At 33.3% G+C, this 25431-nt stretch carries 22 protein-coding genes; 13 read left to right on the forward strand and 9 right to left on the reverse strand.

Annotated features, from left to right (window positions below):
* Nucleotides 1-59 precede the first annotated feature (59 nt).
* The 3 genes from ACXAG4_RS07615 (at nucleotide 60) to ACXAG4_RS07625 (ending at nucleotide 3666) form a co-directional block, all read left to right on the forward strand.
* A complete protein-coding gene (locus tag ACXAG4_RS07615; protein ID WP_475295486.1) occupies nucleotides 60-1394 on the forward strand; it encodes a M28 family peptidase in 1335 nt (444 codons plus the stop codon).
* A gap of 61 nt (nucleotides 1395-1455) precedes the next feature.
* A complete protein-coding gene (locus ACXAG4_RS07620) occupies nucleotides 1456-3096 on the forward strand; it encodes a M1 family metallopeptidase (RefSeq protein ID WP_475295487.1) in 1641 nt (546 codons plus the stop codon).
* Nucleotides 3097-3099: 3 nt separating this feature from the next.
* Complete coding sequence (locus ACXAG4_RS07625; protein ID WP_475295488.1) at nucleotides 3100-3666, forward strand: YdeI/OmpD-associated family protein; 567 nt, start codon at nucleotides 3100-3102, stop codon at nucleotides 3664-3666.
* Here ACXAG4_RS07625 and ACXAG4_RS07630 read toward each other — a convergent pair whose 3' ends face one another.
* The 9 genes from ACXAG4_RS07630 to ACXAG4_RS07670 all read right to left on the reverse strand — a co-directional run bounded on the left by ACXAG4_RS07630 (nucleotide 3667) and on the right by ACXAG4_RS07670 (nucleotide 14717).
* Nucleotides 3667-4554 (reverse strand): carbohydrate kinase family protein, encoded by an 888-nt coding sequence (locus ACXAG4_RS07630; RefSeq protein WP_475295489.1) that lies wholly within the window; start codon nucleotides 4552-4554, stop codon nucleotides 3667-3669.
* Between the two features lie 2 nt (nucleotides 4555-4556).
* On the reverse strand, nucleotides 4557-5831 hold the full coding sequence (locus ACXAG4_RS07635; protein ID WP_475295490.1) for a glycosyltransferase: 1275 nt from the start codon (nucleotides 5829-5831) through the stop codon (nucleotides 4557-4559).
* Nucleotides 5832-5843: 12 nt separating this feature from the next.
* Nucleotides 5844-7928 carry an HAD-IIB family hydrolase gene (locus ACXAG4_RS07640; RefSeq protein ID WP_475295491.1) on the reverse strand — a complete coding sequence of 695 codons (2085 nt, stop codon included), beginning with the start codon at nucleotides 7926-7928 and terminating at the stop codon, nucleotides 5844-5846.
* Nucleotides 7929-8105: 177 nt separating this feature from the next.
* Nucleotides 8106-9566, reverse strand: a complete 1461-nt coding sequence (locus ACXAG4_RS07645; RefSeq protein WP_475295492.1) for a MoxR family ATPase — start codon at nucleotides 9564-9566, stop codon at nucleotides 8106-8108.
* Nucleotides 9567-9598: 32 nt separating this feature from the next.
* Entirely contained in the window at nucleotides 9599-10726 is a 1128-nt protein-coding gene (locus tag ACXAG4_RS07650; RefSeq protein WP_475295493.1) for a vWA domain-containing protein, read from the reverse strand.
* An 89-nt stretch (nucleotides 10727-10815) separates the two neighbouring features.
* Nucleotides 10816-11493, reverse strand: coding sequence for a Crp/Fnr family transcriptional regulator (locus tag ACXAG4_RS07655; RefSeq protein ID WP_475295494.1), 678 nt, complete (start codon nucleotides 11491-11493; stop codon nucleotides 10816-10818).
* A 33-nt stretch (nucleotides 11494-11526) separates the two neighbouring features.
* On the reverse strand, nucleotides 11527-12330 hold the full coding sequence (locus ACXAG4_RS07660; protein ID WP_475295495.1) for a universal stress protein: 804 nt from the start codon (nucleotides 12328-12330) through the stop codon (nucleotides 11527-11529).
* Nucleotides 12331-12423: 93 nt separating this feature from the next.
* Nucleotides 12424-13473, reverse strand: coding sequence for a response regulator (locus ACXAG4_RS07665; RefSeq protein ID WP_475295496.1), 1050 nt, complete (start codon nucleotides 13471-13473; stop codon nucleotides 12424-12426).
* On the reverse strand, nucleotides 13473-14717 hold the full coding sequence (locus tag ACXAG4_RS07670) for a PAS domain-containing sensor histidine kinase (protein ID WP_475295497.1): 1245 nt from the start codon (nucleotides 14715-14717) through the stop codon (nucleotides 13473-13475). The genes ACXAG4_RS07665 and ACXAG4_RS07670 overlap by 1 nt, the downstream gene beginning before the upstream one ends.
* A 119-nt stretch (nucleotides 14718-14836) precedes the next feature.
* Here ACXAG4_RS07670 and ACXAG4_RS07675 point away from each other — a divergent pair, with 119 nt between their 5' ends.
* From ACXAG4_RS07675 to ACXAG4_RS07720, 10 genes are all read left to right on the forward strand, one after another.
* Nucleotides 14837-17215, forward strand: a complete 2379-nt coding sequence (locus ACXAG4_RS07675) for a heavy metal translocating P-type ATPase (protein ID WP_475295498.1) — start codon at nucleotides 14837-14839, stop codon at nucleotides 17213-17215.
* A gap of 264 nt (nucleotides 17216-17479) precedes the next feature.
* Nucleotides 17480-17668 (forward strand): cbb3-type cytochrome oxidase assembly protein CcoS, encoded by a 189-nt coding sequence (gene ccoS, locus ACXAG4_RS07680; RefSeq protein WP_475295499.1) that lies wholly within the window; start codon nucleotides 17480-17482, stop codon nucleotides 17666-17668.
* Nucleotides 17669-17677: 9 nt separating this feature from the next.
* Entirely contained in the window at nucleotides 17678-19876 is a 2199-nt protein-coding gene (ccoN, locus tag ACXAG4_RS07685) for a cytochrome-c oxidase, cbb3-type subunit I (protein WP_475295500.1), read from the forward strand.
* 64 nt (nucleotides 19877-19940) lie between these two features.
* Complete coding sequence (locus ACXAG4_RS07690) at nucleotides 19941-20129, forward strand: CcoQ/FixQ family Cbb3-type cytochrome c oxidase assembly chaperone (protein WP_475295501.1); 189 nt, start codon at nucleotides 19941-19943, stop codon at nucleotides 20127-20129.
* Entirely contained in the window at nucleotides 20126-21019 is an 894-nt protein-coding gene (locus tag ACXAG4_RS07695) for a cbb3-type cytochrome c oxidase N-terminal domain-containing protein (RefSeq protein WP_475295502.1), read from the forward strand. The genes ACXAG4_RS07690 and ACXAG4_RS07695 overlap by 4 nt, the downstream gene beginning before the upstream one ends.
* Nucleotides 21020-21095: 76 nt before the next feature.
* On the forward strand, nucleotides 21096-22520 hold the full coding sequence (ccoG, locus tag ACXAG4_RS07700; protein ID WP_475295503.1) for a cytochrome c oxidase accessory protein CcoG: 1425 nt from the start codon (nucleotides 21096-21098) through the stop codon (nucleotides 22518-22520).
* Nucleotides 22521-22749: 229 nt separating this feature from the next.
* The gene (locus tag ACXAG4_RS07705) at nucleotides 22750-23196 is read left to right on the forward strand and encodes a FixH family protein (RefSeq protein WP_475295504.1); all 447 of its coding nucleotides are present in this window, start codon (nucleotides 22750-22752) and stop codon (nucleotides 23194-23196) included.
* A gap of 1 nt (nucleotide 23197) precedes the next feature.
* Nucleotides 23198-23899 carry a sulfite exporter TauE/SafE family protein gene (locus ACXAG4_RS07710; protein WP_475295505.1) on the forward strand — a complete coding sequence of 234 codons (702 nt, stop codon included), beginning with the start codon at nucleotides 23198-23200 and terminating at the stop codon, nucleotides 23897-23899.
* 63 nt (nucleotides 23900-23962) lie between these two features.
* The gene (locus ACXAG4_RS07715; RefSeq protein WP_475295506.1) at nucleotides 23963-24355 is read left to right on the forward strand and encodes a hypothetical protein; all 393 of its coding nucleotides are present in this window, start codon (nucleotides 23963-23965) and stop codon (nucleotides 24353-24355) included.
* A 60-nt stretch (nucleotides 24356-24415) separates the two neighbouring features.
* A complete protein-coding gene (locus ACXAG4_RS07720; RefSeq protein WP_475295507.1) occupies nucleotides 24416-25270 on the forward strand; it encodes an HAEPLYID family protein in 855 nt (284 codons plus the stop codon).
* Nucleotides 25271-25431 lie beyond the last annotated feature (161 nt).

Genomic DNA, 25431 nt, shown 5'->3' on the forward strand with positions numbered 1-25431 from the left:
CAGTTAAGTTTTTGATGCGCTTCTTATTTTCAGTATTTTTGATATAAAAACTCATTAAAATGACATTTAAAACACTGCTACTTTTTCTTTTTACTATAAGTATAACTTACGGCCAACAAAAACCTGAAATTTACAATATTATTGAAACTGTTTCGGCTGAAAGAATTCAAAAAGATATTCAAACTTTAGTAAACTTTGGCACGCGTAATACCTTTAGTGACACGCTTTCTAACACACGTGGAATTGGCGCTGCTAGACGATGGATTAAAAAAGAATTTGAAAACATTTCAAAAGAATGTAACAACTGTTTAGAAGTGTTTTACCAAAAAGATTTTGTAAAAAAAGAAGGCAACCGCAGAGTACCTCATGATGCGTGGGTTGTAAATGTAGTTGCAATTCAACGTGGTACAAAATACCCAAACCGCTTTGTAATTATGAGTGGCGATATAGATTCTAGAGCCAGTGATACTATGGATTTTACTACTGATGCTCCTGGAGCAAATGATAATGCCTCTGGTATGGCAGGAACTATTGAGGCTGCCAGGGTTTTAAGTAAATACACTTTTGAAAGCAGCATTGTTTATGTAGGCTTATCGGGTGAGGAACAAGGGCTTTTTGGAGGCGCTGGTTTAGCTAAATATGCAAAAGATAATAATTGGGATATTATTGGAGTTTTAAACAATGATATGATTGGAAACATAAAAGGGGTTGACGGTGTTATTGATAATAGAACTTTTAGAATTTTTTCTGAACCTGTGCCGCCCACAGAAACCGAACGTCAACGTAAACTACGCCGTTTTTATGGTGGCGAAGTTGATGGAATTTCGAGGCAATTGGCACGCTACATTCATAAAAACACAAAAACATACATGCCTGAAATGAACCCTATGATGGTTTATAGGTTAGACAGGTTTGGTCGTGGCGGTCACCATCGTCCGTTTAACGACTTGGGTTTTGCGGGTATTCGTATAATGGAAGCCCATGAAAATTACACACAACAACACCAAGATATTCGTGAAGAAAATGGTATTAAATACGGTGATGTTATTGAACACGTGAATTTTAATTACGCTAAAAAGCTAACAGCTGTAAACGCAATTAATTTAGCAAGTTTAGCTTGGGCGCCACCTCAACCAAAAAATGTAGCTATTGGTGGTATTGTTGAAGCTTCGGTAAAATTTAAATGGACTAAAGTTGAAGATGTTAAAGGCTACAAAATTTATTGGCGAGATACCACATCACCAACCTGGGATTATAGCCGATATGTAGGCAATGTTTCAGAATTCACACTAAATGGTATTGTTATTGATAATTTTTTCTTCGGAATTTCATCTGTTAACGAAAATGGTTTTGAAAGCATTGTAACATTTCCAAATGACGTTTTTCAAAATTAAATTATACAATCTTTAACAAAAACCTATTGAGAAATAAATATTTTTGAGAAAAATTAAAAATATGAAGCATTTTTACATAATAATCATTTTAATATGTATTTCAGTAAATAATATACAAGCACAATTACTAACTGAAAAACACCACTTTACCAAACAAGATACACTTCGTGGCAGCATAACACCAGAGCGCGCTTGGTGGGATTTAACGTATTACCATTTAGATATTAAGGTAAACCCCGAAAAAAAATTTATTTCTGGTAAAAACACCATAACCTATAAAGTTTTAAAACCACATACGGTAATGCAAATAGATTTGCAAACACCCATGAAACTTTTAAAAGCAACACAAAACGGTAAAGAACTTAGTATAAAACATGAAGGTAATGCGCACTTTATTACGCTTATAGACACGCAAGAAATTAACGCTATTAATACCATTGATGTTTTTTATGAAGGCCACCCGCGAGAAGCAGTTAATGCCCCTTGGGATGGTGGTATTTCTTGGAAAAAAGACACCAACGGAAATCATTTTATAGCCTCTTCTTGCCAAGGCTTAGGCGCAAGTGTTTGGTGGCCTTGTAAAGACCATATGTATGATGAAGTTGAAGGCATGAAAATTAGTGTTAATGTACCCGATAATTTAATGAATGTATCTAACGGTGTACTTGTTAGTGAAGAACAATATGGTAATACAAAAACATACCGTTGGCTTGTAAAAAACCCTATTAACAACTACGGTGTTAATATTAATGTTGGTGATTATGCTAGTTTTTCTGAAGTTTATGATGGCAAAGGCGGAAACCTTAAAATGAGTTATTATGTACTTAGAGACAATTTAGAAAAGGCCAAAGAACAATTTAAACAAGCACCAAAAACCATTGAAGCTTTTGAGCATTGGTTTGGGCAATATCCGTTTTATGCCGATGGTTACAAACTTGTTGAAGTACCGTATTTAGGTATGGAACACCAAAGCAGTGTTACCTACGGAAATAAATATAAAAATGGCTATTTAGGCAATGATTTATCGGGTTCTGGTTGGGGTTTAAAATTCGATTTTATTATTGTTCACGAAACCGGCCATGAATGGTTTGCAAACAATATAACCAATAAAGATATTGCCGATATGTGGATACATGAAAGTTTTACAGCATATTCTGAGAGTTTATACGTTGAGTACTTTTTTGGTAAGCAAGCAGGCGCAGAATATGTTGTTGGCACAAAACGCGCTGTATCTAATGATAGGCCTATGATAGGCAATTACAATGTAAACCACGAAGGCTCTGCCGATATTTATTATAAAGGCGCTAACATGCTACACACCTTACGCCAACTAATTGAAAATGATGAGAAATGGCGTGAAATTTTAACTGGTTTAAACACCACATTTTATCATCAAACAGTTACAACTAAACAAATTGAAGATTATTTAAGTCAACAAACAGGTATAGATTTAACCGCTTTTTTTAATCAGTATTTAAGAACTATAAAAATTCCAACTTTAGAATATACTATTAATGGTAAAAACTTAAAATACCGTTACACTAATATTGTTGACGGTTTTGATATGCCTATTAAAGTTATATTGAATAATGAAGCACAATGGCTATATCCAAAAGCCGATTGGAATACATTGAAAACCGATAAAAAAATCACTAATTTTAAAGCAGATTCTAATTTTTATATTGAAGCGAAAAACAATTAACTCTTGAAAGCATTACCCGAGCTTTATTTTGAACGAGATACCGATTGGTATGATTGGCTTTTAAAAAACCACCACACCAATGATGCCGTTTATCTTATATTTTATAAATTAGAAATGAACATTCCTACAATGCGATGGGAAGAAGCTGTTAAAGTAGCACTCTGCTTTGGTTGGATAGATTCTACTGTAAAAAGTTTAGGCAACGGTAAAAGACGTCAATATTTTAGCAAACGTAACCCTAAAAGTACATGGAGTGCGCTTAACAAGCGCTACATAGCAGAATTAGAACAATCTGGTTTAATACAAAAACCGGGTTATAAAATGATTGAGCTAGCAAAACAAACCGGTACTTGGACGGCAATGGATGCTGTTGAAAATGGTATTATTCCAAATGAACTTCAAAAAGCTTTTAATAAAAACCCTGAAGCATTTAAAAACTATAAAAACTTTGCCAAAGGTTACCAAAAGCAATATTTATCTTGGTTAAATAGTGCTAAACGGCAAGAAACCCAACAAAAAAGAATTACTGAAATTATTAAACTTTGTGAAGCAAATATTAAAACGCGCTAATTAATTTGCATTCATAAACTTTTCAACCTCACTTAGGTTTATTTTGGGGTTTGCCCCTTCTTTACTGGCTACCAAAGCACCCACAGCACTTGCAAAATCTAGTGCTTTTTGTTTATCATTACCTTGTAATAATTGACTAATTAATGATGCTAAAAAAGAATCGCCTGCACCTACGGTATCTTCAACCTTTATTTTATAGGTTTTACCAAAAAAAATTTCGTTATTATAAAATAAAAGCGCCCCTTTTGCACCTAATGTTACGCATATATGCTTTGTGTTTGTTTGTTTAGAAATAAACTTTACTGCAGGCTGCACCTCACTAAAATTACTTCCTAGTAGTTCACAAATTTCAAAAAGTTCGTCATCATTAAATTTTATAAAATTAGCTTTTTCCATTAATGTTATTAACGTACGTTTTGTGTAATGAGGCGCTCGTAAATTAACATCAAAAACGTTATAAGGTGATACGTCTAACAACTCAAATAAGGTTTTTCTAGACACGTCATCTCTAGTAATTAAGCTACCGTAAATAAAAGCATTGGCGTAATTAACAGCATCTGTCATGGCGCTTAATTTTACTATTTTATCCCATGCTTTCGGATAGGTTATGGTGTAACTTGCGCTTCCATTAGCATCTAAAGAAATGGCTACTTCACCTGTACCAAAATCTTTTTTTTCTTGAATTAAATCGGTGTTTAATTTGTGCATTTTTAGGTGTTTTAAAAGTTCAACACCTAAATCGTCTTTTCCAATAGCACTAATCATTTTCACGTCATGATTAAAAGAAGCTAACCTTAGTGCTACATTTAATGGTGCTCCGCCAATTTTTTTGGTGTTGTTAGGAAACACATCCCATAATACTTCACCAAAACAAACAACTTTATACATAATTAATAAATGTTTGTTTCCATGGTTTGTTGGTTTATTGAATTTCTAAACACTTGTAACATGCGTTTAGCAATACCAGTCCAACCAAAATTTCTTCTTGCAAAACGGGCACCTTCAACAGATAATTCGTTTCTTAAATTTGGGTACAATAAAGGCATTGAAAGCATTGCACCAAATTCTATTGGCCTATGCGGATCTGCAAAAAGTGCTTGATTTCCAAAATCAATTAAATCATACAAACCACCATGAACTGTTACTACACTTGGTGTACCACAAGCCATAGCTTCAATAGCTACCATACCAAATGGCTCGTAACGCGATGGCATTGCAAATATATTTGCAGAACGATATACATTGGCTAAATCTTCATCGGCTATATAATTTTTCCATTTAATTTTATCTGTTACGCCTAACTCTGCAGCCAATGTTTTCAGCTTTTTAATACCTAATTTATCTTGTGTAGAATCTCCACCAACAGCTGCCACCAATCGTGCTTCCGGGCAAAGTTCAAAAACAGTAGGTAATGCTTTAATTAACAAATCATAACCTTTGTTATGTGCCATTCTTCCTAAGGCTAAAATATCAGTTGGATTAATATCATACTTCACCCTTATTTTATCGTTCTCTTTGGTTGGCACCGGAAAAAATCTATTTTCATCAATTCCTGGAGGAATCATAGTACAATTTCTAGGTAACACATCATATTGTTGCGTTAATAAATCTACCTGCGGAAGTGTTGTTGCTACAATATGGTTACACATTTGGTATACAAAATATTCTTTTCTTATACGCTCTTTAAAACGATAGGTTTTCTCCATTTCTTTTTCGTCCATATCGCTTCCCATAGTGTGTTGTTTCCACCACCCTAAAGAATGCGGTGTATGCACGTGCGAAATACCTAATTCTTCGGCTATTTTTTGTCCTGCCCAACCTGCATCCCAGTAATGAGAATATACTATATCATATTTTTTGCGTTCTTTTTTTATGGCCGCCAAGGTATTAGTTACAAACTTTTTTAGGTGGTCATGCATATCTTCTTTCCTAATGAATTCTTTACCACCAAATGGAATACGCCATACGCTAAAGTTATCATCTACATGATCATATTCTGGTTGGTCTTCAAATTGGCGTGTAACTAAATCTACATTTCTGCCTAAACGGCTAAATCTATCAGCTAATTCAAGCACATAAACTACTTGTCCGCCTGTATCAGGTTTTCCAAGTTCTGGTGTTGCTGATACGTATCCGTGTAAAGAGATCATTAAAATTGATTTCATAATTCTGTAGTTTTATTTTTTAATTAATTTTAAATCATGGCAAGCCGATATATATTGTGCGGCAGACCATGCTTGGTATGCTTTACCCATTGGTTTTCCTGTGGTTCCGTGTGCCCACTCTGTAAATTCCCATTCGTTATTTATACCTTCTTTATTTATTAAGGCTAGTTTGTATAATTCTGAAATTGCTACGTCTTTTAATCCTAATTTATTAACAAACTTCACCCAAAAACCGCCTACAAATGGCCATATACCCCCATTGTGATAATGGTTTGGAAGGTTTAATAAATTAACCGTGTAGTATGGTCTCCAATCAGGGTCGCCTGGGCTTACCACCGGGTATACATTGGCTACAGGATATGGGTCATTAACACCAACACCTAACATAAATTTAAACGTTTGATGTGCTTTTTCAGCATCAATAGTACCATGTAAAAAGGCTAAAACATTTCCTAAAACATCACAACGCCAACTAAAATCAAAAGGTGTGGTTTGTGCAATTAAATAGGAAGTATCACCTAGTGTGAATTGTTTTTCGGCAAAAGAAACAGATTGAAATAATTGTTGCTGCGTTGATGGCCAAAAGTTTTGTACAATTTCTTTTTTAATAACTTGAGACCAACGAATATATTCGCCTGCTTGCTCATGATCACCTAACATTTCATGCATACGCCCGTAGCAAACATTGGCTCTATACCATAAAATTTCATCGTATAAAATATTGTAGCTTCTACCAAAAAGGTCTGTCCAATCACCTGCTTCAGGAATTTCTAAAAGTGCATCATTATTACTATCATGCGCACTTAACCAACGCATGGTTTCTTTAATTCCATCAATATGTTCGCGCAGAAAAACAATATCTTTAGTTACGTTTACATATTCATAAAAAGCAATTATTACCCAAATACCGCTATCTATTGAGCATATGCCACCAACACCAGAATAATCTGGCACGTTGTCTTTTATGCGTACATTTGAAGGTATTTGCCCATTTCTTGAAATATGCTCAAAAAGTGTTAATAATGTTTGCCTTTGGCATTGGTGTATTTCTTTATCATGAATTAATGGTAAAGAGCCTATTACTGTAATAGCACCATCTCTGGCCCACACACTGTAATAATTTTCATCGGTACCATGCGCTACGTTATCTTCTATTGAACAGGCAGAAAAACCTAAGGGTGTAATATTTTTTTTCAAGGCTTCAACCGCTTTTACATAACCTTCTTTAATTAGTGCTACTTTTTCATCTTCATCTTCTGAAGCAATACTATCTAACTCTTTTTTTATAAAAAAATCATCGCTATGATCAATGGTTGTAGCTACTTTTGCTTCTTCTGGAAGGACTTCAAAATATATCAACCCTTCAATAACACCATTACTTTTTTCTTGTTCTGTGTGGTATACTTGTTTGTGCTTTGTGTATTTGTAAAGTTCTTCATGGGCATTTGAAACCACAATACCTTTCACATTTTTTAAATCGAACATGGCCGAATCATTTCCGCTATCGCCCGCCACAACAGTTTCAACTGTGCTAATATTTAACTTTTTAAGCAACCATTGTAGTGCGTTACCTTTATTGGCAAATTTTGGAAGAATATCTAAATATTTTTCTTGTGAATACACCACGTTTACATGCATATCTGCACTGTAAAATTGGGCCTCTATATTTTCTATTAAATTTGCTGATGCGTTATGAAAAAAATAGCTGCGTTTGTAAGCATGCTGAAACCTTGAAGGCTGCTCACTTATTGGATGATTTATATTATTTATAATAGTTTCAACAGATTGCAAATCCCACCCATCATCTAAAACATCATTAAATTCTTTTAGAACAGCATTATTTTTAAAATCGAAAATATGTGTACCAACACCAGATATTATGTAATCTGGTTCTGGTAAAACGCCTTTTTCTATTAGGTTTAAAACATCATCAATTAAACGCCCAGTGTTGTATGTTAAAAGAATACTTTCGGGCTTATGCTTTTTCCAAACATTTTTAAAACTACTTTTATAGGTATGAAAATCTATTAAAGTATTATCAATATCAAAGGACAACAACTTTATGTTATCTTGATTTTTAATGCCTTTTTCGCTCATAGAAAAATTTTAATTTTTATGCGTTTTTACCTGATTTTTGATTAAATTAAGGCTAAAAACACACAAAAACAAGCAAAAAAGGACTGTTTTAATACATTTTCAGAATGTGCTAAACTGATAGTTTTATGATTGCTGATATGTGAAACTATGTAGTATTTTGTTGCTGATTTAACAATATTAAATACCGCTAATAAAACTTCCGTAAGGATCTTTAAACTGTAAGCCTTTTGAGAAACGTTTTTTGCTAAGCTGTTTATTTTCGGCAAGCGCCCAAAGCACAAATTCTTTCATAAAGTACGTGTCTTCTGGTTTTAAATTGGGTGTGTATTTAGCCAACAAATCGTTTAAAGGAGACACGGCATCTAAAATGCTTTGGTATTCTTTATTTCTTAAATCGTCTAATAACTCAAAACCTTCGGTTTGGTTAAAAAACCAAGACACAATATCATCATAAGGTGTTTCTTCGTTTTGCTTTTTCAACTTCTCAATAGGCGGAAACATTGTTTCATATAAACTTTTTACAGCAGCACCTATTAAACTGTAAGCAACCACTGCAGCTCCTTCTTGCTCGCCTTCATACACCAACTCTACTTTGCCTGTAATAGATGGAATAACGCCTAAAAAATCGGTTAATCTAAGCATTGTGTTTTCATCATTAGCTAATAAAGCGCGTCTTTCGGCAGTGCTTAATAGGTTTTCAAAAGCGGTAATACTTAAGCGTGCACTTACACCAGATTTGGCATCAATGTACTCGCTATTTCGGGCCTCAAACACTATTTGTTCTAATAAATCTTTGGCTAATTCGGGCACATACACATTATTTTTTTGGCTTTCAACCAAATTAGCTTCTTGTGCTGTAATGGTGCGTGCTGTTTTAATATCTTGCGGATAATGTGTTAAAATTTGTGAACCAATTCTATCTTTTAAAGGTGTTACAATACTACCTCTGTTGGTATAATCTTCTGGGTTTGCTGTAAATAAAAATTGAACATCTAAAGGCAAACGCACTTTAAAACCTCTAATTTGGATATCACCTTCTTGTAAAATATTGAACAACGCTACTTGAATTCTGGCTTGTAAATCTGGCAACTCATTGATTACAAAAATGCAACGGTTGGCTCTTGGAATCATGCCATAGTGAATAACACGATCATCGGCATAACTTAATTTTAAATTAGCCGCTTTAATGGGGTCTACATCGCCAATAATATCGGCCACAGTTACATCAGGTGTGGCTAATTTTTCTGCAAAACGTGCACTTCTGTGTAACCATGTAATTGGAGTATCATCTGCTTTTTCTTTAATTAATTCAATGGCGTATCTTGAAATTGGGTTTAAAGGGTCGTCATTAATTTCAGAACCTTCAACTACCGGTATATATTCATCTAAAAGATTGAGCATTAAACGTGCTAAACGTGTTTTTGCTTGCCCACGCAACCCTAATAGGTTGATATTATGACGTGATAAAATGGCACGCTCTAACTCTGGAATTACGGTATTTTCATAACCGTGAACGCCTGTAAATGCCGTTTCTTTATTTTTTATTTTTTCGATTAAATTATCTCGAAGTTCATCTTTTATTGATTTAGGTTGGTATCCTGTTTTTTTTAGTGCTCCTAATGTTTTAATATTTTCCATTTCTTTAGCTTTTGCTATTAACGTTTAATTAATTAGCCTTTTATTCTTTTTTTTCTGTTGGTTTCATAATCTTCAAAAATCATTTCACCTAAACCTTTAAGGCCTGTGTAAAATGCTTTTCCTTGGTTTGCATAAGTAAACTCACGCACAAATTGCATGAGGTAATTGTCTTGAGCAATCATGAATGTTGTTATTGGGATGTGAAGCTTTCTGGCTTGCTGCGCCATCATATAACATTTGTTTACAATATGCTCATCTAACCCCATACTGTTTTTATAATATTGACCATCTGGCAAGCGTAAGCAGCTTGGTTTACCATCGGTAATCATAAAAATTTGTTTATTGGTATTTCGTTTTCTTCTTAATAAATCCATTGCTAATTCTAAACCAGCAACGGTATTGGTATGATATGGGCCAACTTTTAAATAAGGTAAATCTTTAATTTCTATTTGCCACGCATCATTACCAAACACTAAAATGTCTAGAGTATCTTTAGGGTATCTGGTAGTTATTAATTCTGCCAAGGCCATGGCTACTTTTTTGGCGGGTGTTATGCGGTCTTCGCCATATAAAATCATGCTGTGGCTAATATCAATCATGAGTACGGTACTCATTTGAGATTTATGCAAGGTGTCTTCAACAACCAAATCGTTTTCCGAAAGGGTAAAATCTGAAATACCATGATTTATTTGCGCGTTTTTTAAGCTTTCTGTTACAGAAACTTTATCTAAAGCATCACCAAATTGATAGGCTCTAAAATCTCCGGTGTGTTCATCTCCAATTCCTGGTGCTTTACTTTTGTGATTGCCTTGGCCACTGCGTTTAATTTTACCAAAAATTTGGTTTAAGGCTTGTTGCCTAATGGCGCGTTCGGTTTTTGCAGTTATTGCTAAACTACCATTGCCGTTAGGGTCTATTTCTTCTTTTAAATAGCCTTTTTTCTTGAGGTCTTCAATAAAATCATCAACAGTATAATCTGGTGTGGTAAGTTTGTATTCTTTATCTAGCTCTCTTAACCAATCTATGGCCTCATCAAAATCACCAGAAGTATGTGTTATTAACTCTTTAAATATTTCAAAAAGCTTATCAAAAGGCGATTGGTATGGTGCTTCATATGTTTTAAATACAAAGCCCTTTTTTACGGTTTTAGTGTGTTTCATAGCCCTATAAAAATACTACATTTTGATGTAACCTTTTACAGGGTGATATTATATTTATCTATAGTTTAACACAATTTTATTATTGTGAGCTATTCAATACGCTTTAAACCTTCAATGTTTTCAATTTTAATGTATTTGCCTTTAGTTGAAATTAAACCTTCTTTTTTAAATTGAGATAATACACGTATGGCAGATTCTGTTGCAGTACCAACAATATTAGCATAATCTTCGCGAGATAAAAGTACGCTGAGAGTACCATCATGGTTTTCGCCAAAACTATCATGAATGTATATTAGTGTTTCAGCTAAACGCTGTTTTACCGATTTTTGTGCCATATTTACTATAACTTCATCGGCTTCCTTTAAATCATTAGCCATATTTTTTAAAACATCTAAAGTAAATTTTGGATTTTTTTGTAAATCGGCTAGAATTTCTCTTTTAGGAATAAAACATAGTTGCATATCATTTAAAGCTATGGCTTTTAGGTTAGAGCGTTCTTCACTTACTACAGAACGTTGCCCAAGCAAATCACCTTGCACCACCATTTTTACTATTTGATCTTTGCCGTTTTCGCTTAACTTGGTGAGTTTACAAATACCATCGCGTATACAATATACGCCATTTAGCATATCGCCTTCTTCAAAAATAACATCGCCTTTTTTTACTGTTTTTGAAGTTTTGCATGCTGAAATTCTAATTAACTCACTTTTTGTTAATGATTTAAGCGAATTAAATTGTTTGATGATACATTGTTCACATTTGCCCATAATACGTTGTTTTAATAAACTACCTGACGTTTTTTAGTGTAATACCAAGAAAGGAATATCTGTGTAATATTTTATTTTTGGCATTTTTGGATGAAACAAGATTTTTTCAAAATAGCTTAAGTTTTTGGCAAGCATAGTTATTAGGTTAATTTGCTGTTTTTCAACAAAGTCTTGCACCTGATTTTCTATGTGATTGTTTGATAAGAAATGAAAACTATGTTCATTGGTTCCTAAATAAGCATCTAATAATTCTTTATTTCGTTTTTGGTCTTCGTTTAAAACTGTAGTTTCATTTTTAATGTGTAAAACCCTTGCCGATGCTTTGTTAGACTCTATAATTCCTGTAATAGCATCTAATGTTTTTGAAGAATACACCGAGAGAAAATCTGTTGGAAACGCTATTTCTGTTAATTGTGAATATTTTGCATTTTCTGGTACCACAATAGTGGCACACCTAACCTTGGTAATTACGTTTGATGCATTGCTACCAATGGGTGTATTTTTAATACCAGAACTTCCTCTGGTACCCATTACTATAAAATCTATTTGATTTTGCTCAACTTGTTTACGTACTGAGCTTACCAAATAACCAGCATCAATAACACTAAAAAACTTATGTTTTGAGCTGTCTGGTAGTTGCTTTTTAATTTTACTTAAAAGTAATTGTAATTGCTTTTTGCATGTTTCCTGCTCATTAAAAGACGCCTTTGCATTAGGCCCATGGCAAACATGTAACACGTAAAAGTTGCAGGTTGATTTTTTAAAAAAATGAACCGCATACTCAACTGCATTCCAAGCATTATCAGAAAAATCTGTTGGTATTAAAATATTAGCCATTGCTTCTTCTTCCTTAATTTACAAGGACAAAGATAGTGCTAAGGCTAAAATTGAAATATGACCAATATCAGAATTTAAGCTGGCTAAAACTGGTTATTCTATTTTTTTTAGCTCTTGTAGGTTTAATACTTTAATATTGCGGCCTTCAATTTCAATAATACCAGCATCTTTAAAACGCGACAATGTTCTAATTAAACTTTCGGTTGCAACACCGGCTACACTGGCTAAATCGTTTCTAGAAATTCTAATAAAATCGGTTGGTTTACTGCCTAATTTATCGGCAAATTTTAAAATAGTAGTAGCTGTTCTCTTTTTAACAGAACTGTAAGCCATTTCTAATAATTGATCTTTTACATTTACTAAATCGTCATTTAAAAGCTGAATTAAATCTAAAGTAACATTATGGTTGCTACTAATAATTTCCATAAATTCATTTTTTGCAATACCAAGTAAAACAGATTCTTTAATGGCTGCAGCTGTTTCTTTATAAGTAGTATTATCTGTAAAAGAGGTGTAACCAAACAAATCATCTTCTTTGTGTAATGCTGTGGTTAAATCTTTTCCTTGATCATCTAATTTATGGCATTTTACTAAGCCTTTTTCTATTAAATAAATGTAGTTTGAATGCTGTCCTTCTTCATAAATTATTTCGCCTTGTTTAAAGGTGAAGGTTTTACCATTATCATCAAAAAAGTTTTTTAAATCGTTTAAATTTCTAATGCTTTGGTCATCATCATCACTATTTACAGCATTTTCTCTGTTATCTTTTAAAATAGCTGCTTTGGCTAGCCTACTTTCAATGGCGCTAATTAGCTCATCTTCTTCAAAGGGTTTTGTTATGTAATCATCGGCACCTAAATCCATACCCTTTCGCACATCTTTTCGTTCAGTTTTAGCTGATAAAAATATAAACGGAATGTGTTTGGTTTCTTCTGTTTTTGATAACCCTTGCAACACACCGTAACCATCTAATTCGGGCATCATAATATCACATACAATAATATCTGGCTGTATATTTAATGCCGTGTTTAAGCCTATTTTACCATTTGGTGCTGTGGTTACGTTGTAGTTTGATAGCTCTAATAATTCGGCTGTGTTTTCTCTTAAAATTACATCGTCTTCTATTAAAAGTATGTGTTTCATTAATTAGCTTTATTTGGTAATTTTATGGTGAATGTGCTTCCTTTGTTTTCTGTACTTATAAAATTTATAGTGCCGCCTAAATTGTTTAAATGGCTTTTTACAATATTTAAGCCTATGCCGGTGCCTTGAATTAACAATGCGTTTTCAGACCTAAAGTAACGATTAAAAATTTGTTTTTGGTCTTTTTCTGGTATGCCAATACCGTTGTCTGTTACAGTAAATGTTGTAGTACTATCATCTTGTTGTATTTGTAAGATAATTTCTGAGTGCTCTGGCGAATATTTAATAGCATTATGCACCAAATTACTCAAAGCTAATTCTACTATTTTCTCATCTTGATGTAGTGATAAACCATCAATATTTTCAGGGTATTTAATAGTTTGTCCTTCTTTTAAAAGCATATTAGCATTATATACAACCTCATCAACCACTTTTGTAAGCATAAAGTTTACACATTTGTATGATACTTTACCGGTTTCTAGCTTTTCAATAGATAAAAAATCATTTAAAATATTGTTTAAATAATGTACTTTATCTGTAATAGTTTTTATGTGTTTATCTCGCCTTTCCTGCTGCTCTGTTAATTTATATTTACTTAACAACATAGCCGATGTTAAAATGCCACTTAATGGTGTTTTAAACTCATGCGACACTAATGACAAAAACTTAGTTTTCAACTCATTAAGTTCTTTTTCTTTTTTAAGCGCATTACTTATTTTATTTTGAGCCTCAATACGTTTTTGTATTTCAACATCTCGTTTTTGGTTGGCAATTTTAAGTTCTGTAACTGTGGCACTTAACTGTGCTGTTCTTTCGGCTACTTTTTGCTCTAATTTATTATTTAACGCTTGTAATTCTTGCTCTTGTTTTTTTCTAACAGAAATATCAATAACCAGCGCCATTATGTAATCTTCGCCATTAATGTGCAACGGGTTTAAACCTGCTTCAACCGGAAACGTTGTGCCGTTTTTACAAGCGCCATACAAATCTCGCCCCTGCCCCATTTGGCGCTTTTTTTGTTTTTTCATAAACCCTTCAACATGCGCACTATGGCCTGCTTTGTACTTTTTGGGTATTAACGTATCTAAATGTTTATTAATTAATTCTTTGTGGTTATAGCCAAACATACTTTCGGCAGATTTGTTTGCTGCCACAATATGCTGTGTTTTATCTACTACAATTACGCCTTCTGAAACAGCTTCAAAAAGCACATTAAAAACATTTGTATCGTTTTGAAAAATCATTAAAACATTAGTTGGTTACATAAAACTGTAAAAGGTAAAAATATATAATTCATGACAGAAATCATATTTTAATTTTAAGCATCTGCTCAATTTTGCAAAAGGTAAAATGAGCAAAAATTATGGAACATAAAACGTGTTTCCACTGTGGATTAGATGCTACAAAAGCAAATATAACTTTTGATAACAAACCCTTTTGTTGCAATGGCTGTAAAACGGTTTACGAAATTTTTACAGTAAACGATTTAACGTGTTATTACGATTTGCAAGCGGCTCCTGGCGCAACACCCAAAGAAGTAGCTGGTAAATACAACTTTTTAGAAAACCCTAAAATAACAGAAAAACTTTTAGAGTTTAACAGTGATGATGTGCATATTGTAAACCTTTACATTCCGCATATACATTGCAGTTCTTGTATTTGGATTTTAGAAAACTTAAATAAACTAAACAAAGCCGTAAGCACATCAACGGTAAATTTTGGTAAAAAAACGGTACGGATTTCATTCAATCCACAAAAAACCAACCTTAAAGAACTGGTAATTTTACTAAGCAGTATTGGTTATGAACCCTATATTAGTTTAGAAGATTACAGTGTTGGAAAAAAGAAAACCAACCGTTCTTTAATTTACAAATTAGGCGTAGCGGGGTTTGCATTTGGCAACGTTATGTTTTTATCGTTTCCTGAGTATTTTGAAGTTGGCGAATACTGGCTAGAACAGTACAAACACCTGTTCCGTTGGCTTATGTTTTGCTATAGTTTACCTGTAGTTTTTTATTCGGCGCAAGATTATTTTATATCAGCATACAAAGGCTTACGCTCAAAAATTTTAAATATTGATGTACCCATTGCCCTTGGCGCCGCTGTATTATTTATTAGAAGTAGTGCCGAAATTATTTTAGATATTGGCTCTGGTTTTTTTGATAGTTTAACTGGCCTTATTTTCTTCTTGCTTGTTGGTAAATTTTTTCAGCAAAAAACCTATACATTTTTATCGTTTGAACGTGATTATAAATCGTATTTCCCCATAGGAATAACAAAAATTACTGCTGAAGGAAATGAAACTTCTATTCAGGTGTATGATATTAAAAAAGGCGACCGATTACTTATTAGAAATGAAGAACTAATACCGGTGGACTGTATTTTAATTAAAGGAAAAGCACGCATTGATTATAGTTTTGTAACTGGAGAATCTAAGGCGGTAACCAAAGCATCGGGCGACAAATTATTTGCCGGCGGAAAACAACTTAACGGCACTATAGAAGTTGATGTTTTAAAATCTGTTGAACAAAGTTACTTAACCCAATTATGGAGTAATGATGTGTTTAAAAAAGACAAAGAATCTGCTTTTACTACCCTTACCAACAGCATAAGTAAAAATTTCACTATTGCTATTTTATGTATTGCCATGGTAGCTACAAGCTATTGGCTTTTTTTTGATGCTAGCAAAGCTATAAATGTATTTACAGCTGTTTTAATAATTGCATGCCCATGCGCCATTGCTTTATCTGCGCCATTTACTTTTGGTAACATTTTACGCATTTTAGGTAAAAAGAAATTTTACCTAAAAAACGCCAGTGTTATAGAGCAACTAGCTAAAATTAACACCGTTATTTTTGATAAAACAGGTACTATAACTTCAAATAAAAGCACCACTATTACTTATGAAGGCGATACACTTACTGCTGATGAAGAAAATTTACTTAAAAGTACTTTACGCGGCTCAAACCACCCTTTAAGTCGTTCTTTATATGATATATTAAACAATGAAAACATTTTAACTTTAGATGATTATAAAGAATACACCGGCAAAGGTATTGAGGCGCACTACAAAACCCAATCTATAAAAGTTGGTGCTGCTAATTTTGTAGGTTTGCAACCCCAAAAAAATAACGCCTTAAACACAGCAGTACATATAAGCACCAATAATATTTACAAAGGTAAATTCACTTTTTACAATGCGTATAGAAAAGGGATGTCTAAACTTTTTAACAAGCTGAAAAAAGAGTATGATTTAGCTATTTTATCGGGTGATAATGCAGGTGAAAAAGATAATTTAAAAAAGCTATTACCATCTAAAACCAAGTTACTATTTAACCAAAAACCCGAAGATAAACTAGAATATATTAAATACCACCAAAGTGAAGGCGCCAATGTTTTAATGATTGGTGATGGTTTAAATGATGCTGGGGCGCTGGCACAAAGTAATGTTGGTATTGCAATTTCAGAAAATGTGAACATTTTTTCGCCTGCATGCGATGCTATTTTAGATGCTTCAAAATTCAATCAGTTATCAAATTATTTAAAAATTGCAAAATCGGCCATTAGTATTATTAAATGGAGTTTTGTGCTTTCTTTTATATATAACTTTATTGGGCTTTACTTTGCGGTTACAGGGCAATTAGCACCCGTTGTTGCTGCTATTTTAATGCCCTTAAGTTCTATTAGCATTGTGGTTTTTACAACCATTTGTACAAATATTATTGGTAAGAAATTGCAATAGAAACAGTGCTAATTTTGGCAAATTATTGCGTTAGGGATTGAAGTGGCATCCTTTTTTGCTTTTACAAATACTCTGCTATTTTGAGACGCAACAACAGCGTAAGGTTATTTACTTACAGGTTGCTTAAACACGCAAAAAAGATATAACGAAAAGCCCGACCCGATAGGGAAACGCCAAAAAAAAAAGATACTGCAAGAAACATGACAAATGTCATTTTATAAAATAAAGGTTGAAAGTACTTTTGACCCATAACTTCAAATAGGTATGAGTGTTATATATGTTTTATTAGCTATAAGCGTAATTGTAGCTGTTGGTTTTTTTATAGCTTTCATTTTAGCCGTTAAAAGCGGACAGTATGATGATAGTTACACACCTTCTGTACGCATGCTTTTTGAAGATGAACTTATTAAAAAAAACATTGAAGAAAACTGTACTAACCAAAAAAAAGATTAAGAATTAAATATGGAACTGCAACAATTTCATTACGATAACAAAATAGTTACAAAGTTTATTTATGCCACCATAGCTTTTGGTGTTGTAGGTATGCTAGTTGGTTTACTACTGGCATTTATGTTTTTGTTTCCAAACCTAACCGATGGTATTTCATGGCTTAGTTTTGGGCGCTTAAGGCCACTACACACTAATGCTGTAATTTTTGCCTTTGTGGGTAACGCCATGTTTGCAGGTATTTACTACTCATTACAACGTTTACTTAAAACCCGTATGGCTAGTGATTTGTTAAGCAACATTAACTTTTGGGGTTGGCAACTTATTATTTTAGCAGCCGCTATATCATTACCTTTAGGTTACAGCACATCAAAAGAATACGCCGAGTTAGAGTGGCCAATTGATATTGCCATTGCCCTTGTTTGGGTGGTTTTTGGTGTGAATATGATTTGGACTATTTTAAAGCGTAGACAACGCCATTTATATGTAGCTATTTGGTTTTACATTGCCACATTTGTTACGGTTGCTGTGCTGCATATTTTTAATAGTTTAGAGCTTCCTGTTGCTTTTTCAAGTATGAAAAGTTACTCGGTTTACGCTGGCGTGCAAGATGCCTTAGTACAATGGTGGTACGGGCATAATGCGGTAGCTTTCTTTTTAACTACGCCGTTTTTAGGTTTAATGTACTATTTTGTACCCAAAGCTGCTAACAGGCCTGTTTATTCATATAGGCTTTCTATTGTTCACTTTTGGTCTTTAATATTTATTTACATTTGGGCTGGCCCTCACCACTTGCTATACACTGCTTTACCAGAATGGGCCCAAAATTTAGGGGTTACATTTTCAGTAATGCTTTTAATGCCATCTTGGGGTGGTATGATAAATGGTTTACTTACACTGCGTGGTGCTTGGGATAAAGTTAGAACAGATCCTGTTTTAAAATTTATGGTAGTAGCTATTACTGGTTACGGTATGGCAACGTTTGAAGGCCCTACTTTATCTCTTAAAAACGTAAATGCCATTGCCCACTTTACAGACTGGATTATTGCCCACGTACACGTTGGTGCTTTAGCTTGGAATGGTTTTATGGCTTTTGGTATTATTTACTATTTAATACCACGTTTATTTAAAACCAAATTACACTCTTTAGCATTAGCTAACCTACACTTTTGGTTAGGTACTTTAGGTATTATAATGTATGCATTACCCATGTATGTTGCTGGTTTTACCCAAGCTAGTATGTGGAAACAATTTAATCCAGATGGCACCTTAGTTTATGGTAACTTTTTAGAAACAGTTACCGAAATTATACCAATGTACTGGATGCGTGCCATTGGCGGCAGTATGTACGTTATTGGCTTACTAATTTTGGTATACAATATTGCTGTTACCATTAAAAAAGGAAGTAAAGTTGAAGATGAGTTAGCCGAGGCTCCTGCGCTTGAGCGTGTTACAAAAAGACGTACTGCTGGCGAAGGTTTCCATACGTGGTTAGAACGCAGACCAATACAATTAACCATTTTAGCAACTGTAGCTATTTTAATTGGTGGAATTATTCAAATTGTGCCAACCATAATGGTAAAATCTAACATACCAACTATTGCAAGTGTAAAACCTTATACACCTTTAGAGTTAGAAGGAAGAGATATTTATATACGCGAAGGTTGTGTGGGTTGTCACTCACAAATGATTCGTCCGTTTAGAAGTGAAGTTGAACGCTATGGCGAATACAGTAAAGCAGGAGAATTTGTGTATGATCATCCGTTTTTATGGGGAAGTAAACGTACCGGACCAGATTTACACCGTATTGGCGGTAAATACTCTGACAACTGGCACTTTAACCACATGTATGACCCACAAAGCACCTCATCTGGTTCCATTATGCCGCGTTACCCATGGTTAATTACAGGGTCTTCAAGTACACTAGATAAATCTGATACTGAAGCTAAAATGAAAACCATGATTGCTTTAGGCGTACCATATACAGATGAAGATATTACCAACGCACAACAAAGTATGCTAGAACAAGGTAAACAAATAGAAGAAAATTTATATTCTGATCCCGATTTTGCTAAAAACTATGAAGCCAATAAAAAATATGCAGCTGAAAACGGCGAAGATTTTGTTGAAATGCATAACAGAGAAATTGTAGCACTTATTGCCTATTTACAACGCTTAGGAACAGATATTAATGTTGAAACAGCACAAAAATAGCTAATAGTACTAACCTGTTGGTTATTAGAAAAAACCAACAAACAATAACAAAACACAGAATACTATGTTAAAATTTGTAAAAAATCATATGGAGAGCATTACAGGTATAGAAATATACCCAATAATCTCTTTACTTATATTTTTCATTTTTTTTGTAGCACTTTTTTGGTGGGTTGTAACCGCAAAAAAAGACTATATAAAAACCGTTAGCAACTTACCCTTAGACAACCAAAATAACAACAAAATATCATGAGAAAATTAATGCCATCTTGGGTAAGAGTACCCGTTGTATTCTTCATCATCTTTGGTGTTGTAGAATTTTTTATTGACTCTGGCGAGAAACCTGCATTTATAAAATTCCCGGTAGTATTACTGTTTCTATTTTTAGTGCTTTTAATTTTAATTGCTATTGAAGCTATAGTTGGTGCCTTAGAAAATGTAATGCTTCAAAAAATGGACGAAGCTGCCAAAGCACGTTTTCTAGCCGATAAAGAAAAAACAGTTCAATTTACATGGTTTAAGAAAATTTACAACAAATTACTAGACCAAAAACCTATTGAACAAGAAGGCGAAATAGTTTTAGACCATAATTATGATGGTATTAGAGAGCTTGATAACAACCTACCGCCTTGGTGGCTCTATGGCTTTTATATTTCTATTGTATTTGCCGCTATTTATTTAGTAAGATTTCACATGTTTGATGGTCCAGGGCAAATTGATGAACTTGAAACTGAACTAGCGCAAGCTAAAATAGCCATTGAAGAATACAAAAAAACAGCTAAAGATTTAGTTGATATTAATACTGTGACTTTATTAACCGATGCATCAGATTTAAACGCTGGTAAAGAAGTATTCAATACCAACTGTGTGGCTTGTCACATGGTAGATGGCGGCGGAGGCATTGGCCCTAATTTAACCGATGCACACTGGATTTTAGGTGGCGGCATTAAAAATGTTTTTAAAACAATTTCTGAAGGTGGACGCTCTGGCAAAGGTATGATTGCTTGGAAAGCTCAATTAAAACCATCGCAAATAGCACAAGTTGCCAGCTACGTTTTAAGTTTACAAGGTACAACACCCGCCAACCCTAAACCTGCCGAAGGCGATGTATGGGTTGAAGAAAACACAAATATTGAAAACTAACATTATTACATAAACTAACTAATGTTAACTAAAACCTGCAAGTAACCATACTTGCAGGTTTACAAAAATTTAAAAATTGGAAACACCCGAAAACGAAATATTTAGAGATTCTATTAGCACAATTACCACCGAAGGTAAGCGTGCTTGGGTGTACCCTAAAAAACCAAGCGGCAAATACTATGATAAAAGAAAACTTGTAAGCTACGGTTTGCTGGCTTTTTTATTTGCAGCACCTTTTATTAAAATAAACGGTAACCAGTTTTTGCTTTTTAATGTTTTAGAACGTCGTTTTAACATTTTTGGCTTTCCGTTTTGGCCACAAGATTTTCACTTGTTTGTTATTTCAATGATAATTGGCGTTGTATTTATTACGCTATTTACAGTGGCTTTTGGTAGAATTTTTTGCGGTTGGATTTGTCCGCAAACCATTTTTATGGAAATGGTTTTTAGGCGTATTGAATATTGGATTGAAGGTGACAGAGGCAAACAAATACGCCTAAATAAACAACCTTGGAATGCCGAAAAAATAAGAAAAAAAGGACTTAAATTTTTCATTTTTTTAATCATTTCATTTTTAATTGCAAATATATTTTTAGCGTATTTAATTGGTAGTGATAAACTTTTACAATATATAAGCGATGGCCCTTTTAGCCACGTGAGCACACTTATTCCATTAACTATTTTCACGGCCGTTTTTTACTTTATTTTTGCTTGGTTTAGAGAGCAGGTTTGTGTTATTGCATGCCCTTACGGAAGATTACAAGGTGTGCTTTTAGACACAAAATCTGTGGTGGTTGCTTATGATTATAAACGTGGTGAAGGCTCTAACGGCAGAAAAAAATTTAGAAAAAACGAAGATAGAAATGCTTTAGGCCACGGTGATTGTATTGATTGTTTACAGTGCGTAAACGTGTGCCCAACAGGAATTGATATTAGAAACGGCACACAATTAGAATGTGTTAACTGTACCGCTTGTATTGATGAGTGCGACCATATTATGGAAAGCATTAATTTACCAAAAGGGTTGATAAGATACGCAAGCGAAGAAAACATTAAAACCAACAAACCGTTTAAGCTAACTGCCAGAATGAAAGGCTATGTTGCGGTACTCTCCATTTTAATTGGCATTTTAACAGGCATGCTGTTTTTAAGAAACGAGGTTGAAGCCAATGTATTAAGGCTACCAGGGCAACTTTACGAACATAAAGATAACAACATTATTAGCAATGTTTTTACCTATAAATTGGTTAATAAAACCACCAAAGCTATTAATAATGTTTCGCTTAAGTTATTATCGCATAAAGGTGATTTAAAATTAGTATCAACCACTAATGTGTTTACAGTACCAAAACAAGGTATTGCTGAAGGTACGCTATTTATTGAAATTAATAACGCTGCTTTAAGTGGCGATAGAAATAAAATTAAAATTGGTGTTTATGCCAATGATACGCTTATTGAAACTTGTACGGCTAATTTTTTAGGTCCTAGAAGTTATAAGTAATTAAATTTTTAGTTTTTGATTGAATGTTAAATGTAAGAACAGACCACCAAAAACTAATAATATAGTTTGAAGTTTTAAAACAACTTTAACTAATTAGCGCATTAGGGATTGAGGCATTTGTTGGAGCTCTCTTGTAAAGAAGCGACTGCCGAAAGCCCGCCCCTAAAGGGTAATGCCCAAAAAATTAAATATCTTAATTGTAAATTAAGAATATAAAAATATAATTATTATGAAACTAAATTGGGGAACCGGTATTGTTATTGCTTTTGTAGGCTTTATTGCTTTTATAATGTACTTTATTATTACAATGAGCGTAAATACTAATTATGATCATGATTTGGTGGTTGAGAATTATTATGCCGAAGAATTAGCTTACCAAACGGATATTAATAAGCTAAAAAATGCCGAAAAATTAAGCACCAATATTATAGTTAAACACACTACCGAAGGTTTGGTTGTTGTGTTTCCTGATGATTTAGATTTTAAAAATATTACTGGAAAAGTGTTCCTATACAGGCCATCTAACAAACAACTAGATTATGAAAGTACCATTTCATTATCTAATACACATTTGCTCATACCTGACTCACGTTTGGTAGATGGCCGTTGGAACATTAAAATTGATTGGCAATATAACGGAATTTCTTATTTATTTAAAAAATCTATTACTTATTAACATGTTATCAGCTGCATTTGCATTGGGTATTTTGGGTAGTTTTCACTGCATTGGTATGTGCGGGCCCATTGCCTTTATGCTGCCTGTTGATAGAACTAATACTTTTAAAAAAACACTTCAAATTACAGTATATCACTTTGGCCGGTTGCTTGCTTATAGCATTATTGGTTTAGTGTTTGGCCTTGTTGGTAAAAGCTTTTACTTATTTGGTTTTCAGCAACAAATCTCTATAATTATTGGTATTGTTATGATTGTTATTGTTTTAATACCACAACAAAAACTTAATAATTTTGGCCTTACAAAACCTATTTATAAAGTAATTAGTAAAATAAAAGTTGCTTTGGGTGCTTCGCTTAAAAAAAAATCGGCCGATACGTTTTTAACCATTGGTTTTTTAAACGGTTTTTTACCGTGTGGTTTAGTTTACATGGCGGTTTTTGGAGCAGTATCTGCTGGAAATGCTTTTAATGGTGGTTTGTACATGCTACTTTTTGGTCTTGGTACTGTACCTTTAATGACTACTGCTATTTACGCAAGCCACTTTTTAAAAGGAAATGCCAGACAAAAAATACAAAAAGCTATTCCTGCTTTTGTTGTGATAATAGGCCTATTATTTATTTTGAGAGGCTTAGGTCTTGGTATTCCTTACATATCTCCTGCCCCTGTGCAAAATATAGTTAATAGCAGTATAGAGTGTCATTAATTTCTTTTCTTAAATTAATCTTAAAGTTATAAATAGCTTTAAAAAGTGTTTTATTTTTGAAACATGCTTTCAAAATTAAAAAATAGCACTTTAACAAAGTTTATTTGGGGTTTTATGGGCTTGTATTTATTAAACATTTGTGTTGATACTGCAGACCCTAATCCGCAATATATTGCTGAAGATCTTACTTTTAACGACCAAGAAAGTATTATTGAAATTATTATTGAAAAAGTTTTGGGTTTTGAAGATGCCATTGATGAATACGATGATTGCGATTCTGAAGATTACAACAATAAAAAACAGGTGAAAATTAATTTATTAATTAATTATTTGCCAACAAAAAACACCCCTACATTAATTACCTTATCTAAAAAAGAACAGTTTATAAACCACAGTGCTGCGGTTTTAAACGGTTTCATAGAAATTGATAGTCCGCCTCCTAAAGTTTATTGTTAACACAAATTACTCCAAGAATAAATGCTTGGTTTCCTTTTTTAACAATTAACTTTATTAACAATGAATATAAAAAAAACATTGATGATTGGCTTTGTATTGCTATCATCATCACAATATATACTTTCACAAAACACAAATACTGTAAAAGACAGTTTATATATTTCAGAAATAGAAGACACGAAAAAACCTGACAAAGTTTTACATGCCGAACCTTTATATATAGACCTAATTAGAGATTTAGGCGCTAGAAAAGGAGAAAGAGAATGGAACTTAGGATTTGGCATTACAGACAACTTAAGCTTTGATGCTTATGAAACCCTAGTTGAATATGAATGGGCACCCGCAGATAGATTAGGTTTAGAAGTTGAACTGCCTTTTACATTTTATACACCAGTTAATGGTAGCGGCCCAACACCTTCAAACCAATTGAACAGTATAAAAATAGCTGCCCAATGGTCTTTTTTTGTGAATAAAAAAATAGCCACCTCTATGGCAATTGGCTATATAAATGAATTTGAACTATCTGATTTTAAAAACTTTGGAGACCCTTTTATTAAAGGTAATGTTTACAACCCATTTTTTGTTATTGCTAAACGTTGGGGAAGCAACTTTCATTCATTAGTTTACACAGGCCCCATGATTGAACAAAATTTTAGCACACATAAATTTCACACAACTTATGATATTAATACTAGTTTTCATTACATGATACCTGGCACCAGAAATTTGGTTGGCATTGAATTTAACAAATCTTTTGACAAAAATGATTTTGATATGACAATGCGCCCACAAATGCGAGTTGGTATTGCAGAAAACTTGCTAGTTGGTATTATTGCTGGTGTACCTGTTAATAGAGAAGACCAGAGATTCAGTTCTTTTTTAAGACTAATTTGGGAACCTAAACATAAAAGCTAAAAAATAATATAAGCGTAATGTATTTTCTATTGGCATTACGCTTATTTTAGTTTTATTTACACTATGCTTCACACAGTAATAAAAAGTATACTATAAAATTTTATTATTTAGCCCATAAACACAATTGATAGTTTATATTTCAAAAATAAAAGTATTACTAT

The sequence above is a fragment of the Seonamhaeicola sp. ABD4_175 genome, from assembly GCF_056160885.1.

What these genes read in the sequence shown, in the direction of transcription:
- ACXAG4_RS07615 (WP_475295486.1), top strand. Translation starts at nt 60, where the DNA reads ATGACATTTAAAACACTGCTACTTTTTCTTTTTACTATAAGTATAACT.
- ACXAG4_RS07620 (WP_475295487.1), top strand. Translation starts at nt 1,456, where the DNA reads ATGAAGCATTTTTACATAATAATCATTTTAATATGTATTTCAGTAAAT.
- ACXAG4_RS07630 (WP_475295489.1), bottom strand. Translation starts at nt 4,554, where the DNA reads ATGTATAAAGTTGTTTGTTTTGGTGAAGTATTATGGGATGTGTTTCCT.
- ACXAG4_RS07635 (WP_475295490.1), bottom strand. Translation starts at nt 5,831, where the DNA reads ATGAAATCAATTTTAATGATCTCTTTACACGGATACGTATCAGCAACA.
- ACXAG4_RS07640 (WP_475295491.1), bottom strand. Translation starts at nt 7,928, where the DNA reads ATGAGCGAAAAAGGCATTAAAAATCAAGATAACATAAAGTTGTTGTCC.
- ACXAG4_RS07645 (WP_475295492.1), bottom strand. Translation starts at nt 9,566, where the DNA reads ATGGAAAATATTAAAACATTAGGAGCACTAAAAAAAACAGGATACCAA.
- ACXAG4_RS07650 (WP_475295493.1), bottom strand. Translation starts at nt 10,726, where the DNA reads ATGAAACACACTAAAACCGTAAAAAAGGGCTTTGTATTTAAAACATAT.
- ACXAG4_RS07655 (WP_475295494.1), bottom strand. Translation starts at nt 11,493, where the DNA reads ATGGGCAAATGTGAACAATGTATCATCAAACAATTTAATTCGCTTAAA.
- ACXAG4_RS07660 (WP_475295495.1), bottom strand. Translation starts at nt 12,330, where the DNA reads ATGGCTAATATTTTAATACCAACAGATTTTTCTGATAATGCTTGGAAT.
- ACXAG4_RS07665 (WP_475295496.1), bottom strand. Translation starts at nt 13,473, where the DNA reads ATGAAACACATACTTTTAATAGAAGACGATGTAATTTTAAGAGAAAAC.
- ACXAG4_RS07670 (WP_475295497.1), bottom strand. Translation starts at nt 14,717, where the DNA reads ATGATTTTTCAAAACGATACAAATGTTTTTAATGTGCTTTTTGAAGCT.
- ACXAG4_RS07675 (WP_475295498.1), top strand. Translation starts at nt 14,837, where the DNA reads ATGGAACATAAAACGTGTTTCCACTGTGGATTAGATGCTACAAAAGCA.
- ccoS (WP_475295499.1), top strand. Translation starts at nt 17,480, where the DNA reads ATGAGTGTTATATATGTTTTATTAGCTATAAGCGTAATTGTAGCTGTT.
- ccoN (WP_475295500.1), top strand. Translation starts at nt 17,678, where the DNA reads ATGGAACTGCAACAATTTCATTACGATAACAAAATAGTTACAAAGTTT.
- ACXAG4_RS07690 (WP_475295501.1), top strand. Translation starts at nt 19,941, where the DNA reads ATGTTAAAATTTGTAAAAAATCATATGGAGAGCATTACAGGTATAGAA.
- ACXAG4_RS07695 (WP_475295502.1), top strand. Translation starts at nt 20,126, where the DNA reads ATGAGAAAATTAATGCCATCTTGGGTAAGAGTACCCGTTGTATTCTTC.
- ACXAG4_RS07705 (WP_475295504.1), top strand. Translation starts at nt 22,750, where the DNA reads ATGAAACTAAATTGGGGAACCGGTATTGTTATTGCTTTTGTAGGCTTT.
- ACXAG4_RS07710 (WP_475295505.1), top strand. Translation starts at nt 23,198, where the DNA reads ATGTTATCAGCTGCATTTGCATTGGGTATTTTGGGTAGTTTTCACTGC.
- ACXAG4_RS07715 (WP_475295506.1), top strand. Translation starts at nt 23,963, where the DNA reads ATGCTTTCAAAATTAAAAAATAGCACTTTAACAAAGTTTATTTGGGGT.
- ACXAG4_RS07720 (WP_475295507.1), top strand. Translation starts at nt 24,416, where the DNA reads ATGAATATAAAAAAAACATTGATGATTGGCTTTGTATTGCTATCATCA.